This is a genomic window from Aeromonas sp. R5-4 (assembly GCF_040908215.1).
GTDB lineage: Bacteria > Pseudomonadota > Gammaproteobacteria > Enterobacterales > Aeromonadaceae > Aeromonas > Aeromonas veronii.
Genome location: NZ_JBFODG010000003.1, coordinates 157,637 through 172,537 on the forward strand (window position 1 = coordinate 157,637; position 14,901 = coordinate 172,537).

Consider the following 14,901-nt stretch of genomic DNA (forward strand, 5'->3'; position numbering starts at 1 on the left):
GAGATCATTGCAACAGCAATACAGAGAAACTGCCACTGCTGCGAATGGGCAACAATACGGCAGGCCCCAACCTGTGGAGCCTGCGTTACATAGCCGGTTGGCCATCGGCAATCAGCGGCTGGTGGTTGCGTCCTCGGCCTGATAGACGGGGTAGTCTGTCAGCCCTTTTTCGCCGCCGCCAAACAGGGTGGCCGGATCGTGGGGAGCCAGTGGATAGCCTTGACGCAGACGGTTCGGCAGATCCGGGTTGGCGACGAAGGGGCGGCCAAAGCCAATCATGTCGGCCCAGCCGGCTTCGAGGGCGGCGCGAGCTCGCTCACCATCATATTTGCCGGCATAGATCAGGGTGTTGGGGAAGGCATCCCGCAGACCCTGCTTGAAGTTCTCCGGCATCAGGGGGGCATCGTCCCAGTCCGCTTCGGCAATATGCAGGTAGACCACGTTGAGCTGGCCCAGCAGACGGGCGGCCGTCAGATAGGTCTCCTGCGGATTGGCATCCACGGTGCCGTTGAGGGTGGTGAGCGGCGCAAGACGCACCCCGACACGTTCGGCCCCGATTTCGCTACTAACCGCTTCTGTCACTTCTTTGAGAAAGCGCAGCCGGTTTTCCAGCGATCCGCCATAACTGTCGGTGCGGGCGTTGGATTCGGAGTCGAGGAACTGGTTGATGAGGTATCCGTTGGCGGCGTGCAGCTCGATGCCGTCAAAACCGGCGCTGATGGCGTTGCGTGCCGCCTGACGGAACTGGCCCACTACCGCATCGATATCGGCCTGGGTCATGGCGCGCGGGGTGACGGTCTCGACAAAGCCCGGCGCATCGCTGCCGTTATCGACGAACACCTTGACGCCCACTGCGGGCAGAGCTGAAGCGGAGATGGGCTGGGCGCCGCCGATGTTGTCCGGATGGGTGACCCGGCCCACGTGCCAGAGCTGGGCGAAGATGGTGCCCCCCTTGGCATGCACGGCATCGGTCACCAGTTTCCAGCCAGCGATCTGCTCGGCGCTGTAGATGCCCGGCGTCCAGGCATAGCCCTTGCCCATGGGGTCGATTTGGGTGCCTTCGCTGATGATCAGGCCCGCCTCAGCGCGCTGGGCGTAGTAGCTGGCCATCATGGCGTTGGCCACATCACCCGGCTGACTGGCACGGGAGCGGGTCATGGGGGGCATGACGATGCGGTTGGCAAGGTGCAGCTGGCCAAGGCGCAGCGGGCAGAACAGGTGATCGTGGCTCATCTTGAGTTCCTCATGGTGGAAGTGAGGCCACTTTATGCCGCCATCTTGTTGTGAAAAAGAGGGGTAATTGCACAAGAGAATTGTGCTTGATGCAGCAATCAGTGCAAACCGCCGAGATAGAAGGCGTTGAGGCATAAAGTTGAAGCATAAAAAAGAGGGCCGTCTGGCCCTCTTCGGTTTTCTGCTGGTGACAGGCTCAAGCCGTGGCGGGCATCACTTTCACCCGCTCGATGCGCCGCTCGCTCACCTCGATCACCTCGAAGTTGAGCTGCTGCAGTTGCAACTGCTGACCCGGGGTGGGCAGGGTGCCGAAGTGGGAGAGCAGCATGCCGGCCAGGGTCACGTATTCATCGCTCTCGCTCACCAGCCCCTCGTGCTCCAGCACCTGCTCCACATGGTGGATGTTGGTGCTGCCGTTGATCAGCCACCCTTCGCCATCGCGCACGATATCCGGAGTTTCGTCCTCGTCTGGCAGCTCGCCGACGATGGCCTCCAGCAGGTCGTGGGTGGTGACCAGCCCCTGAATGACGCCAAACTCGTCGGAGACCAGAATAAGGCTCCCCTTGGCTTTGCGCAGCTCCGCCAGCAGGCGGATCACGTTGATGGTCTGCGGCACGATAATGGGATCGTTCTGCTTGGCCAGCTCGCTCAAAGATTGCCCTTCGTTCAAGGCAAACAGCAGATCGCGCGCCTTGACCACTCCGATCACCTCGTCCAGATCCCCGTCACAGATAGGGAACAGGCTGTGGGGCTCGCGCTGCAGCAGGGCGCGGATCTCGTCGCTGGAGTCGTTGATATCGATCCAGGCCATCTCCGAGCGCGGGGTCATGATGGTGCGAATGGAGCGCTCGGCCAGCGACAGCACCCCGGTCACCATATAGCGCTCCTCCTCGCCAAAGCTGAGCGGTTCGGCAGGTGCGGCATCCAGATCGTCATCCGGTCTGTCCTGATACGCCTTGCTGCCCATCAATTTGAAGATGGCGGCAGTGGTGCGCTCGCGCAGGGGCTGTTTGGATTCGTGACGCATGGCGCTGCGCTGGGCAAGCTGGTTGAAAAACTCGATCAGCACCGAGAAGCCGATGGCTGCGTAGAGGTAGCCCTTCGGAATATGGAAACCGAACCCTTCCGCCACCAGGCTGAAGCCGATCATCAGCAGGAAGCTCAGACAGAGCACCACCACGGTGGGGTGGGCGTTGACGAAGCGGGTCAGCGGTTTGGAGGCGAGCACCATCACCACCATGGCGATGGTCACGGCGGCCATCATCACGCCCAGGTGTTCCACCATGCCGACGGCGGTGATGATGGAGTCGAGCGAGAAGACCGCATCGAGCACCAGAATTTGGGCGATCACCACGCCGAAGCTGGCGTAGGCGCCGACCGGGCCATCATCCTGGGGTTTGGCTTCCAGCCGCTCATGCAGCTCGGAGGTGGCCTTGAACAGCAGGAAAAGGCCGCCCCCCATCAGGATCAGGTCCCGACCGGAGAAGGGGTGATCCCACAGATGCAAAATCGGGGTGGTCAGGGTGACCAGCCATGACATGACGCTCAGAAGTCCTAGTCGCATCAGCAGGGCCAGCGACAGGCCGATGATGCGCGCCTTGTCCCGTTGGGCGGGGGGCAGTTTTTTCACCAGGATGGCGATAAAGACCAGGTTGTCGATCCCCAGCACGATTTCCAGAATGATCAGGGTAAACAGACCAATCCAGATATGGGGATCCAGCAGCAATTCCATTGTATGACCTCAATAAAAACAGACAGAGCAGAGAGTAATCACGGCGCGCGATGGCCGCAGTAACAGCAAGGCAAAGGTGTTATTCAGAGGCGCTGATTAAATAGAAAAAGATAGGCTTTGACAGAGAGAGACGAAGGGCAACTTCGGGGATTGTCCATGATGGGCAATAAAACCTCGGGTGAAAAATGAGCCCTGATGATAGCGGCTGGCGCCAATTTGGCAAGAGCAGTGTCAGTGGGGCGTGATGGGGTTGTGATGCGACAGGGGGAGGCGGCGGTGCCGCTCTCCCCCGTGTGGTCGTTACAACCAGCGCTTTTCGCGGGTGAAACAGACCGAGAGCCAGGCATCGCCCAGGGTGTCGCCAAGGCGAGACCAGAGCTCCTGGCGCAGGGCATCCTGACGTTCGACGGGCCACTCCTGACCCGGCGCCACCAGAATGTTCAATTCCAGATCGAAGCGGCGACCGCTTTTGGCCAGATGGCTGTAGCACTCGATGCCGTGGCGCTGGCGCAGCGCCTCGATCTCCTGCTCGACTTGCCGTGGCACATCTCCCTTGGGGGCGATCTTCAACACTTCCCGCAGGTTGCGACCGAGCACCTTGATGGGAATGAGGGTGGCGCAGAGGGCCAGCAGCGAGACCAGCACCGGGTCTATGTAACGGTTGTATTGGCCGTAGCCGATGGCATCAAGGCCAATGGCGACCACGAAACCGATAAGCAGAGTGGCGCTGAGCAGGGTATCCACCAGCCACTCCTTGGAGTCGACCCGCACCAGCTCGGAGTCTACCTGTTCGGCAACCTGGGCTTCGATGCGATAGATGATGGCGCAGAAGAAGGTGGAGACGGCGGCATAGATAAGGGCGTGGCCGAGATCGATCTCCCGTCCGCCATCCAGCAGGGTGGTGATGCCGCTATAGAGGGCGCCGAGACAGAGCAGCAAGATAATGGCGCCATTGATGACGTTGGTGATGGGCTCGAAGTGGGCATAGCCATACTGGAAGCGCGCATCGGAAGGGCGGGTAACGAGATAGGCGGTAACAAGACCGAGGCCTGTCATACCCATGCTGAACAGGGTGAAGATACCATCGAGCATGATGGCGTTGGAACCGACGAAGAGGCCGTAGCCGATGCCGAAGATGGCAAAGGTGATACAACCGAACAGCGACAGGGTAAGCGCCTGTTTTTCGGTGGTGACCAGCGTACTGATAACATGGCTGTGGTGAGCCATAAAAGTCCTCCTTTCAAATGGTGAATATTGCCAAGCGCAAGCGGTTTTCTAGCTGATATACTGCCCGCTCACATGTGAGCGGACTGGCCTGACTGCTATTGACAGGCGGCTGGCCAGTCGTTGTCGCCGGCGTGCCGGCATCAAGCAAAGGATGGGAACAAGGATTCATGATCCCGAGACTCGATTACCAGGACAGTTTGTCACCCGCAACCCTGCAGTTTCTTGAGTTGCTAGAGCGCAGCGCATTTCGTGGTGATATCGAAAAGTCTTATGCAAGCCGGTTGGCGATGGCGACGGATAACAGCGTCTATCAGGTAGTACCTCAGGCGGTTCTCTATCCGCGCAGTGCGGACGACATAGCAGCAATGCTCAAGCTGGCCGCAGAGCCGGCGTTCGCCTCCTTGAGTTTTTTTCCTCGCGGTGGCGGTACCGGCACCAATGGCCAGTCATTGGGCGGCGGCATTATCGTCGATCTCTCCCGTTATATGAACCAGATCATGGAAATTAATCTGGATGAGGGGTGGGTGCGCGCCCAAGCCGGGGTGGTGAAAGACCAGCTCAACGCCTATCTCAAGCCCCACGGCTACTTCTTCTCGCCGGATCTCTCCACCTCCAACCGCGCCACCTTAGGCGGCATGATCAACACCGACGCCTCGGGGCAGGGGTCTCTGGTCTACGGCAAAACCTCGGATCACGTGCTGGGGCTCAAAGCGGTGCTGGAGAATGGCGATATCATGGCGACCGAGCCGCTGACCGGTGAGCGACTGGCCGACAAGCTGGCGCTGGAGAATCGCGAAGGAGAGATCTATCGCACCCTCTATCGCATCGGCAAGGAGCGCCGCGCCGACATCGAGGCGACCTTCCCCAAGCTCAACCGCTTTCTGACCGGCTACGATCTCAAGCACCTCTATCAACCCGATACCGACACGCTGGATGTGAGCCGGGTGCTGTGCGGATCTGAAGGGTCTCTCGGCTTTATCACCGAAGCCAGACTCAACATCACGCCAATCCCGCGCTACCGCACCCTGGTCAACGTCAAGTACGACAGTTTCCCCTCCGCCCTGCGCAATGCCCCCTTTATGGTTGAGGCCCAAGCGCTGTCGGTGGAAACGGTGGATTCCCGGGTGCTCGGGCTGGCCCGCGCCGACATCATCTGGCATTCGGTGAAAGAACTTATTCAGGATGTGCCCGGCAAGGATCTGCAAGGGCTCAACATTGTCGAGTTTGCCGACACCGACGAGGCGGAACACAAGGCCAAGGTGGCGGAGCTCTGCCGCCGTATCGACGAGCTGCTGGCCAAGGGCGAGGCGGGGATCATCGGCTATCAGGTGTGTGACCACTTGCCGAGCATCGAAACCATCTACACCATGCGCAAGAAGTCGGTGGGGCTGCTGGGCAACGCCGAAGGGCGCAAGAAGCCGGTGGCCTTCACGGAAGATACCGCCGTGCCGCCCGAATCCCTGGCCGATTTCATCATGGAGTTTCGCGCTCTGCTGGATGCCCACGGCCTCGACTACGGCATGTTTGGCCACGTCGATGCCGGTGTGCTGCACGTGCGCCCGGCGCTGGATTTGTGCGACCCCGAGCAGGAGGTGCTGCTGCGCCGCATCTCCGATCAGGTGGTGGCGCTCACCGCCAAATATGGTGGCCTGATGTGGGGGGAGCACGGCAAGGGCTTTCGCTCCGAATACAGCCCCGCCTTCTTTGGCGAGCTGTGGGAAGAGCTGCAGCGGGTCAAGGGGGCGTTCGACCCGGGCAACCGCATCAACCCGGGCAAGATCTGTATCCCCTACGGTAGCGGCGCCGAGCTGGTGTCGGTGGATGGCCCCAAGCGCGGCAAGTATGACCGCCAGATCCCGCTCGCGGTGCGCACCAGCTACACCCGCGCCATGGATTGCAACGGCAACGGTCTGTGCTTCACCTTCGAGACCGACTCCCCCATGTGCCCCTCGGTCAAGATCAGCCGTGATCGCCGCCACTCCCCCAAAGGGCGGGCGGGTCTGATGCGTGAATGGTTGCGTCAGCTGGCGGAGCAGGGCTTCGATCCGTTGGCGGAAGAGGTGGCGCTGCAATCCGGTGGCGTACGCTTCAAACAGCTGGTGGACAAGGTGCGCAACAGCTGGGCCAAACGGCGCGGCGAGTATGATTTCTCCCACGAGGTGATGGAGGCGATGGCGGGCTGTCTGGCCTGCAAGGCGTGCACCAGCCAGTGTCCGATCAAGGTGGATGTGCCCGATTTTCGCGCCCGCTTTATGCAGCTCTATCACGGCCGCTACCTGCGTGCGCCGAAGGATTATTTTGTCGGCACGGTGGAGAGCTATGCCCCGCTGCTTGCCAAGGCGCCGAAGCTGGTCAACTTCTTCCTCGAAAAAGAGTGGGCCCAGAAGGCGACCGAGAAGAGTATCGGCATGGTTGATGTGCCGCTGCTCTCGGTGCCGACCCTTGCCGAGAGCCTGCACGACAACCGTGCCCGCTATTTTGATCTGCCGGGGTTGGAGCGGATGAGCGCCGAGCAGCGCAAGCAGGTAGTGCTCATCGTGCAGGATCCCTTCACCAGCTATTACGACGCCCCCGTGGTGCGCGACCTGGTGAAACTCGCCAGCAAGCTCGGCTTTCAGCCCTACTTGCTGCCTTTTAAACCCAACGGTAAACCCCAGCATATCAAGGGGTTCCTGCGCGCCTTTGCCCGCACTGCTGCCAACAGCGCCCAGTTCCTCAACAAGGTGGCGGCGCTTGGCATTCCCATGGTGGGGGTGGATCCAGCCATGGTGCTCTGCTATCGCGACGAGTATGCCAAGGCGCTGGGGTCGGCCCGCGGTGATTTTCAGGTGTTGTTGCCGCAGGAGTGGCTGCTCTCGCTGCCGGCTGATCAACTGCCTACTCGCGCCAACAAGGCAAAGAGCGAGGAGGGGAGCGAGCCCTGGTATCTGTTTGCCCACTGCACCGAGAAGACCGCCAAGCCCTCGACCCACGGCGACTGGAGTACCCTGTTTGGCCGCTTCGGGGCCAGTTTGCAGCCGGTCTCTGTGGGTTGCTGCGGTATGGCGGGCACCTATGGTCACGACGTCAAACAGGTGGAGAACTCCAAGGGCATCTATGGGTTGAGCTGGGCCGACCCGCTCGCCCGTCTACCCAAAGCGCGCTGTCTGGCAACTGGCTATTCGTGCCGCAGTCAGGTCAAGCGGATGGAGGGGGAAAAGCTCAAACATCCATTGCAAGCCCTGCTGGAGCTGCTCTGATGCTGACGTTTCCCAAGCGGTTTCGGGTGCCGAAGGCCTATCGGCACCCGCGTTTCTTGCTGTTACCCGCCACTCCTGCTCAGGCGGTGGTGGAGTTTGTCGCCATGTTGCGCGAGCGCGAGCAGCTCCATCAGCTGTTTCGCCCGAACGATATCTGGCCCTCCGCCAACTTCAGCCTGAGCCAGCACGAAGGGGACCTGGAGTGGCAGCAGTCGGAGTTTCTGGCCAAGCGCTCGTTCGCCTATGGCCTCTGGAGCCCGGATCGGGAGCCACAATTTTGGGGGGGGGTTTATCTCTACCCCTCGGTGCTGCCGGAGGTAGCGGTGGAGCTCTTCTTCTGGAAGGTGGCAGAGGCGCCCATCACGGATGAGGCGCTGGAGATTCAGCTGCGCGAGTGGCTCGCCAGGGTGTGGCAGTGGCCAGACCCCCGCTTGCCGGGGCGAGATGTGCCTTGGTCCGAGTGGCCCGGCGTTACCTATCCCTGGTGACATCCAGCCTAAGGGCATGATTGTGTAACACGTAGCTCCGGGTAGGGGCTGCGTTGTTACCACGTCACCTGGTAACCAACAACTCACATAACCGAACCATTTTGCCGATGGAGGGCGTTTCACTCATATCGGTACGCATTCATCGCTAACATAAGGAGTCTGCTCGCAATGAGTCACGATATTGCGCCCATCTGGCGTAAACCCATGAGTCTGGAGGGGCTCAACGCCACCTCTCGCAACACCCTGATGGCCCATCTCGATATCGTCTACACCGCTTTTGGCGCCGATTGGCTTGAAGCGACCATGCCGGTGGATCATCGCACTCACCAGCCCCTTGGCATGCTCCATGGCGGCGCATCCGTGGTGCTGGCGGAGACGCTTGGGTCGTTGGCGGCCAATATGGCGGTGGGGCCAGATAGCTACTGTGTGGGGTTGGAGGTGAATGCCAACCATCTGCGGGCCAAACGGGAAGGGGTGGTGACCGGGCGTTGCACGCCGCTCCATCTGGGAGCAACAACCCAGGTGTGGCAGATTGAAATTCGGGACGAACGTGAGCGTTTATTGTGCACCAGTCGACTGACCATGGCGGTGCTCAAACACAAGCGGGGCAAGGACTCCAGCGAGGAGTGATCTGCAATAACGCACTATGAGTGCAAAATAAGCAAGCCATACTCGTCAGATCCCTCTATAATTGCCAACGTCTTGAGAGGCTTATCACATTTTTCAAGACAGCAGAACAAAGTGGCGCTATAATCGCCGCCTTTTTGCTATTCCGCGGTGTTAGCCGCCTGCCTTAATCTGGAAGAATCTATGTCTGATACCGAACAACTGCCCCTTTTTAGTGAGCTTGGACTGGCCGCGCCTGTATTGAAAGCGCTGCAGGACGTGGGCTATGAGCGCCCGTCACCGATCCAGGCCGCAGCAATTCCCCACCTGATGGCGGGACACGATCTGCTGGGGCAGGCGCAAACCGGTACAGGGAAGACCGCTGCTTTTGCCTTGCCTCTGTTGTCTCGTCTGGAAGCTGGTAACCGCAACACCCAGATCCTGGTGCTGGCGCCTACCCGCGAACTGGCGCTGCAAGTGGCTGAAGCGTGCCAACGCTACGCCCACCACATGCCTGATTTCCACGTACTGCCGATCTACGGCGGTGCCTCCTACGAAACCCAGACCCGCGCCCTGCGTCGTGGTGCCCAGGTTGTCGTTGGTACTCCGGGCCGCGTGATGGACCTGATCCGTCGCAAGAACCTGGACCTCTCCGGCCTGAAAGCTCTGGTACTGGACGAAGCTGATGAAATGCTGCGTATGGGCTTCATCGACGACGTTGACTGGATCATGGAGCAGTGCCCGAGCACTCGTCAGGTTGCTCTGTTCTCTGCCACCATGCCGGAGCAGATCCGTCGTGTGGCCCAGAAGCACCTGAAGCAGCCCAAAGAGATCAAGATCGCCTCCAAGACTGCTACCGCTACCACTATTCGCCAGCGTTACTGGCAGGTAACCGGTCTGCACAAGCTGGACGCCATGACCCGTCTGCTGGAAGTGGAATCCTACGAAGCACTGCTGGTATTCGTGCGTACCAAGAACGCTGCCGAAGAGCTGGCTGGCAAGCTGGCCGCCCGTGGTCACGCCTGTGAAGCACTGCACGGCGACATCCCGCAGAAACTGCGTGAGCGTACCGTCGACAAACTGCGTCAAGGCCAGCTGGATATCCTGATCGCCACCGACGTTGTCGCCCGTGGTCTGGACGTTGAGCGCATCACTCACGTAGTGAACTACGACATTCCGTACGACACCGAATCTTACGTTCACCGTATCGGCCGTACCGGTCGTGCCGGTCGTAAAGGCGAAGCCATCCTGTTCGTTGCTCCGCGCGAGCGTCGCATGCTGCGCGCCATCGAGCACGCAACTCGTCAGGCCATCGAGCCGATGAAGATGCCGAGCACCGAGGACATTAACCAGCATCGTCTGGCCAAGTTCAAAGAGCGCATCCGCGAAACCATGATGGGTGAAGAGCTCGAGATCTACCACAACCTGGTAAACGAGCTGATCGAAGAGGATTCTGCCGATCCGCTGGAGCTGGCTGCCGCACTGGCCAAGCTGGTACAGGGTGACCAACCGCTGCTGCTGGATGACTCCATTCCAGATCCGCTGCTGAATGCTGGCAACGATCGTGGTGGCTTCGAGCGCCGTGACTTCAACGACCGTGGTGGTCGTGACTTCGGTGACCGTGGCGATCGTCCTGCCCGTCGCATGCCGTCCCTCGAACCGCGTCCGCTGAAAGACAACCCGGACGTGGAGATGGAGCGCTACCGCGTAGACGTGGGTGCCCATCACGGCGTCAAGCCGGGCCAGATCGTGGGCGCCATCGCCAACGAAGCGAACATCGAGAGCCGCTTCATCGGCAACATCGACATCGCCGATGACTTCTCCACCGTCGATCTGCCGAAAGGCATGACCGCCGATGTACTGGAAGTGATCAAGAAAGCCCGTGTTTGCCAGCGTCCGCTGCAGATCACTCGCTACACCGAAGTGCCGGCCGGTGGCAACACCAGCAGCCGTCCGCCCCGTGGTGATCGTCCGTTCCGTGGCGACCGTCCTTTCAACAAGGATCGCCGTCCCCAGGGTGACCGTCCGTTCAACAAGAGCGGGGAGCGCCGTGAAGGTGGCTTCAACAAAGATCGCAAATTCGGTGGCAAGCGTCGCGAAAGCTGATTGCTGATCCCGTTATGAAGAAGGCCGCTCATTGAGCGGCCTTTTTTTGTATCTGCGATAGGGACTGTACCGTCAGTTTGCCTGTATGGGGGTCATATTTCTGTTCCACAAGCCAGGTCGTGAACCAAAGGGACATGAATATTTTCCGATGCAGTTGTGACATTCGGAGCCAGGATGCCATGCTTTAGGTGGCATTCGGGTACAGCCTGATGCTGGTTGCCTGTTGTGGTGAGCTGGTTGCAGCAACATTGTTTTGCATTATGACTCTGCCGTTGCCATGTGGGTGGACAGAGTGAAACCAATAAAACAAACAGTACGATACGGAGGTTTATCATGGGTGGATGGCTTGGCAGGATGCTGCTGTTATCCGGCTGTCTTGTTTCTGGCATGGTGTTGGCTGATGAGCCTTTCCTCAAGATTAAAGGAGATGGCTGTTGCAATGGTAAAGGGGAGGTCGTGTTGACCCGGGCCGAGTTTGAGGCCTTACCTCAGACAGAGGTCAGGACCCAGACCCCCTGGACCGAGGGGGGTCACACCTATCGTGGCGTGCTGCTGCGAGAGCTGGTCAAGATATATGGTCTCAAGGGTGCGGAGGTCAAGGCGGTCGCCATCAATGACTACTGGGCGGCGGTGCCGCTGGAAGATGGAGATAAATATGCGGTACTGCTGGCCGAGAAGCAGGATGGCAAGGCGTTGACCCTGCGCAACAAAGGACCGCTCTGGATCATCTATCCCCTCTCTGATCACCCGGAGCTGAACAAGGAGCTCTATCACAGCCGGATGGTGTGGCAACTGACGGCGATCGAGAGCAAATAAGATGCTGCGCGGCAAGTTTCTGAGCTTGATCCTGATGGTGACTGCCTTTTTGGGGGTCGCCATCTGGTCGGTCTGGAACTATGACCGTGCATTCAATGCAGTGACTCGCTATACCCAGCTCTCCGCCTGGGCGTTGGCGCAGCTGGAGTTGGAAATCCATGGCTTTGATGAAGCGCTCTCTCTCTATCGCACCGGTTCGACCAGTCAGGAAGAGATGAACAAGCGCTTTGATATTGCCTGGAACCGGCTCGATGTCTTCCTGCACGGGGAGGAGGCAAAGCCGGTGAGAACCCGCTTTGGGGCTGAACAGGCAGCAGGCAAGATCATGACTCTGTTCGAGAAGTATGAGCAGGCCGTGGTCAGCGGAGAGCGAGATTCAAAAGAACTTGCTCGTTTTGCCGAGGAGTTGGCTCGGGATCTGGCTGCGATCCGCGATGTGATGGTGAAAAATTTCACCGGCCCATCCGCTATTGCCCAGCGGGAGGTACTCAACTCGTCGCGTATCCAGAACTTCTTCATTCTGGCTTTCTTGATGTTGGCGACCGTGGTGATGCTGCTGATGCTGTTTCGCGAAGTGCGCCACCAGCACTTTCTTGCGTGGAATGATGCGCTAACCCGCTTGCCAAACCGGGCCTCCTTGATCAAACACCTCAAGCAGCTGACGGGACATAAAGGGGGGCGCAGCAGCGTGACCGTCTGTCTGGTGGATCTTGGCCATTTCAGGGAGGTAAATGACAGCCTGGGCTACGAGGTGGGGGATGCATTGCTGACGCAACTGGCCGAGCGGATCCGCGCCGTATCGGTTGACGGTATCTTTGCCGCCCGCACCGGTAGCGATGAGTTTGCCATCATTATTTCCGGCGTTATGCCCACCTATTTGCGTTTTCCATTTCTGGAGCAGCTGCGTAACGAACTTGCCGGGCTCGCCTTGGCGACTGACCCCGCCCACCGGGTGCGGGTCTTTATGGGGGTCAGCCAGTACGTGCGACCGGTACACACGCCGGAGGAGATGCTGCTGTTTGCCGATATCGCCCTCGACAGTGCCAAGCGTAAGCGGCTGAATCGCTACGTGGTTTTCTCCTGCAGCATGTATCAGCACTATCTGCGTAACCGCCGTTTGTCGACCGAGTTGCGCGAGCTGATCCAGCACCACAGCAATTTGCAGTTGAGCCTCTACTATCAGCCCATTGTCCGTGGTCAATGTAGGGTGCGACTGGGGGCTGAGGTACTGATCCGCTGGAATCACCCGGAGTACGGGTTTATTCCGCCCCTCGATATCATCTCGCTGGCGGAAGATAACGGGCTGGGGGAGGCGCTCGGGTTATGGATCTTCCGGCGCTTGCAACATGATCTCGCCATTTTCCCGAGCGACTTGATTGAACCGCTGGAGATCTCGGTCAACCTCTCGAGTTCCATGTTCACTATGGAGTTGGCAGCCCAGCTGGATGAGAACATGGGAGAGGGGCCGCTAAGCCTGCAACAGCTGATCGTCGAACTGACCGAAACGATTGCTCTGGATGATATCGAGCTGAGCAAACAAATCATCGACACCCTACGTCAGATTGGAGTACGGGTTGCCCTTGATGATTTCGGTACCGGCTGGTCATCGTTCTCCTACTTGCGGGAACTCTATTTCGACAAACTCAAGATCGACCGCTCATTTATCACGGCCATCGACAACGATACCCGTCAGGCCTTGTTCGTCGAGGCGATCACCAGCCTCTCTCATCAACTCGGTGTGCGGGTGGTGGCGGAAGGGGTGGAAAACAATGATGAGCTGAAGGCGGTGCTGAGTATCGGGGTGGATGAAATTCAGGGCTATTTCTACTCCAGGCCCTTGCCACTACAGGACTTTCTGCTGTTCTGCCATCGCTACTTTATCAATCGGAGCATCATGCAGGAGGTGGCGCTGGGTTAGCCGAGCGGTTGGGGGACAAAGTCTCCCCGGTCGAGGATCCGCAGACAGGCATCCACCACATCCGCATCGAGCTGATGGCCGCGCATCTGGATGATCTGCTCCCTGGCCTGGGGAATGCCGAGGGCGGCGCGATAGGGGCGATCCGAGGACATGGATTCGACGATATCGGCAACGGTGAGGATGCGGGCCTCCAGCAGGATCTCATCCCCCTTGAGCCCCAGCGGATAGCCGGATCCATCGAGATACTCGTGGTGCTGGTGGATCATCCGGGCGATGGGCCAGGGGAAGTCGATATCCTTGAGCACCAGATAGCCGATGGCGGGGTGTTCCTTGACCAGCTCGAACTCCAGCGGCGTGAGGCGCTCCGGTTTGGTGAGAATTTCGGCCGGTACCTGGATCTTGCCGATATCGTGCACCATGGCGCCCAGATAGATCCCCCGCAGCCGCTTCTCTTCCAGCCTGAGTTCCCGGCCGATGGCTTGGGCCAGCTTGGCCACATGTTTCTGATGGCCAGCGGTATAGGGATCGCGCTGCTCCAGCACGGCGGCGATGGCACCCAGCGCATCTTCCAGTGCCAGCTCCAGCTGGCGGGCATGGAAGATCTTCTCCTGTTGCGAGCGCAGATAAGCCTGCTGGGTATGGCGCGCCTGCAGGCCGTAGGCGAGGTAGTCGGTCAGCTGGATAAAAAGTTGCTCCTCCTCCTGGCTGAACAGCCGTGGCTGGTCGCTGTGAATGATCAGCGCACCGGCCAGATCCTCCTGCAGTGGCAAGGGGATCAGCAGGCGGGAGCGCAACGGGTGGCGGCCGGTATGGGGCCGCTCGTGGAAGATCACCTGATTGAGGCGCCGCTGGTGGAGGATGGCCTGGGTGAGGGCATCATCGTTCAACCACAACGTTTGTTCCGATGCATCGGCACTGCCTGCCTGCGCCACGATCCTCGGTGGTTGGGCGAGATCGGGCTGGCCTTGCAGCACTGCCACCAGCGGAAAACGGTCATCGACGGCGATGGCATCGCAGATATCCTGCAGCAGTTGCGGCTCATCACCCGGTTTGAGCAGGGCGTGGTGGGCGCGGCTGATCGCCTGCTGGGTCCAGCTGTACTGTTGCAGTTTCTCCTGCTGCCACTTCTGCTCGGTAATGTCTTCGAAGAAGACGCCGACCCCCACGATACTCCCCGCCTCATCACGCAGGGGAAACTTGGTGGTGCTGAGCCAGCGAGCTTCTCCCCCCTTCAGATAGGGCTCTTCGATGTGTTGGTGTATTCCCTCGCGCATGACTCGGGCGTCATCCTCCCGATAGCGTTGTACCAGTTCGGGGGGAAAGAAGTCGCAGTCATTCTTGCCCACCAGTGCCTCTGGTGAGAGGGCGAGATCCGCCGCCAGCAGGCGGTTGCCCGCGATGTAGCTGAATCGGGTGTCTTTGAGCAGCACCCGATAGGGAAGCTGATCCATCACCTGGGTCAGCAACAGCGCCGAGGAGGGGAGTGCATCGGTCAGTGGGTGGGGGAGTGCACAGGAGGTGAGGAGTTCGGACATC

General features: G+C 59.6%; 10 protein-coding genes. 6 read left to right on the forward strand and 4 right to left on the reverse strand.

Annotated elements, in window-relative coordinates:
- Nucleotides 1-111 precede the first annotated feature (111 nt).
- From AB5Y83_RS02500 to AB5Y83_RS02510, 3 genes are all read right to left on the reverse strand, one after another.
- The gene (locus tag AB5Y83_RS02500) at nucleotides 112-1,233 is read right to left on the reverse strand and encodes an alkene reductase (RefSeq protein ID WP_368174645.1); all 1,122 of its coding nucleotides are present in this window, start codon (nucleotides 1,231-1,233) and stop codon (nucleotides 112-114) included.
- 196 nt (nucleotides 1,234-1,429) lie between these two features.
- On the reverse strand, nucleotides 1,430-2,965 hold the full coding sequence (locus tag AB5Y83_RS02505; protein WP_139460187.1) for a TerC family protein: 1,536 nt from the start codon (nucleotides 2,963-2,965) through the stop codon (nucleotides 1,430-1,432).
- A gap of 300 nt (nucleotides 2,966-3,265) precedes the next feature.
- Complete coding sequence (locus AB5Y83_RS02510) at nucleotides 3,266-4,192, reverse strand: cation diffusion facilitator family transporter (protein ID WP_005352774.1); 927 nt, start codon at nucleotides 4,190-4,192, stop codon at nucleotides 3,266-3,268.
- 167 nt (nucleotides 4,193-4,359) lie between these two features.
- Here AB5Y83_RS02510 and AB5Y83_RS02515 point away from each other — a divergent pair, with 167 nt between their 5' ends.
- The 6 genes from AB5Y83_RS02515 to AB5Y83_RS02540 all read left to right on the forward strand — a co-directional run bounded on the left by AB5Y83_RS02515 (nucleotide 4,360) and on the right by AB5Y83_RS02540 (nucleotide 13,365).
- A complete protein-coding gene (locus AB5Y83_RS02515) occupies nucleotides 4,360-7,431 on the forward strand; it encodes an FAD-binding and (Fe-S)-binding domain-containing protein (protein ID WP_368174646.1) in 3,072 nt (1,023 codons plus the stop codon).
- Entirely contained in the window at nucleotides 7,431-7,919 is a 489-nt protein-coding gene (locus AB5Y83_RS02520; protein ID WP_368174647.1) for a hypothetical protein, read from the forward strand. The genes AB5Y83_RS02515 and AB5Y83_RS02520 overlap by 1 nt, the downstream gene beginning before the upstream one ends.
- Before the next feature lie 168 nt (nucleotides 7,920-8,087).
- Complete coding sequence (locus AB5Y83_RS02525; protein ID WP_139747391.1) at nucleotides 8,088-8,549, forward strand: hotdog fold thioesterase; 462 nt, start codon at nucleotides 8,088-8,090, stop codon at nucleotides 8,547-8,549.
- Nucleotides 8,550-8,729: 180 nt separating this feature from the next.
- Entirely contained in the window at nucleotides 8,730-10,631 is a 1,902-nt protein-coding gene (locus AB5Y83_RS02530) for a DEAD/DEAH box helicase (RefSeq protein ID WP_005337260.1), read from the forward strand.
- 333 nt (nucleotides 10,632-10,964) lie between these two features.
- The gene (locus tag AB5Y83_RS02535) at nucleotides 10,965-11,447 is read left to right on the forward strand and encodes a molybdopterin-binding oxidoreductase (RefSeq protein ID WP_368174648.1); all 483 of its coding nucleotides are present in this window, start codon (nucleotides 10,965-10,967) and stop codon (nucleotides 11,445-11,447) included.
- A gap of 1 nt (nucleotide 11,448) precedes the next feature.
- Nucleotides 11,449-13,365: a putative bifunctional diguanylate cyclase/phosphodiesterase gene (locus tag AB5Y83_RS02540; protein WP_368174649.1), complete on the forward strand. Its 1,917-nt coding sequence runs from the start codon at nucleotides 11,449-11,451 to the stop codon at nucleotides 13,363-13,365.
- Here the strand turns inward: AB5Y83_RS02540 and AB5Y83_RS02545 are convergent.
- Nucleotides 13,362-14,900: an HD domain-containing phosphohydrolase gene (locus tag AB5Y83_RS02545; RefSeq protein ID WP_368174650.1), complete on the reverse strand. Its 1,539-nt coding sequence runs from the start codon at nucleotides 14,898-14,900 to the stop codon at nucleotides 13,362-13,364. The genes AB5Y83_RS02540 and AB5Y83_RS02545 overlap by 4 nt on opposite strands.
- Nucleotide 14,901: the final 1 nt, after the last annotated feature.

Bases quoted from the DNA above. Each gene is read 5' to 3' on its own strand.
- AB5Y83_RS02545 (WP_368174650.1), bottom strand. From the start codon at position 14,900: ATGTCCGAACTCCTCACCTCCTGTGCACTCCCCCACCCACTGACCGAT.
- AB5Y83_RS02505 (WP_139460187.1), bottom strand. From the start codon at position 2,965: ATGGAATTGCTGCTGGATCCCCATATCTGGATTGGTCTGTTTACCCTG.
- AB5Y83_RS02520 (WP_368174647.1), top strand. From the start codon at position 7,431: ATGCTGACGTTTCCCAAGCGGTTTCGGGTGCCGAAGGCCTATCGGCAC.
- AB5Y83_RS02500 (WP_368174645.1), bottom strand. From the start codon at position 1,233: ATGAGCCACGATCACCTGTTCTGCCCGCTGCGCCTTGGCCAGCTGCAC.
- AB5Y83_RS02530 (WP_005337260.1), top strand. From the start codon at position 8,730: ATGTCTGATACCGAACAACTGCCCCTTTTTAGTGAGCTTGGACTGGCC.
- AB5Y83_RS02540 (WP_368174649.1), top strand. From the start codon at position 11,449: ATGCTGCGCGGCAAGTTTCTGAGCTTGATCCTGATGGTGACTGCCTTT.
- AB5Y83_RS02525 (WP_139747391.1), top strand. From the start codon at position 8,088: ATGAGTCACGATATTGCGCCCATCTGGCGTAAACCCATGAGTCTGGAG.
- AB5Y83_RS02535 (WP_368174648.1), top strand. From the start codon at position 10,965: ATGGGTGGATGGCTTGGCAGGATGCTGCTGTTATCCGGCTGTCTTGTT.
- AB5Y83_RS02515 (WP_368174646.1), top strand. From the start codon at position 4,360: ATGATCCCGAGACTCGATTACCAGGACAGTTTGTCACCCGCAACCCTG.
- AB5Y83_RS02510 (WP_005352774.1), bottom strand. From the start codon at position 4,192: ATGGCTCACCACAGCCATGTTATCAGTACGCTGGTCACCACCGAAAAA.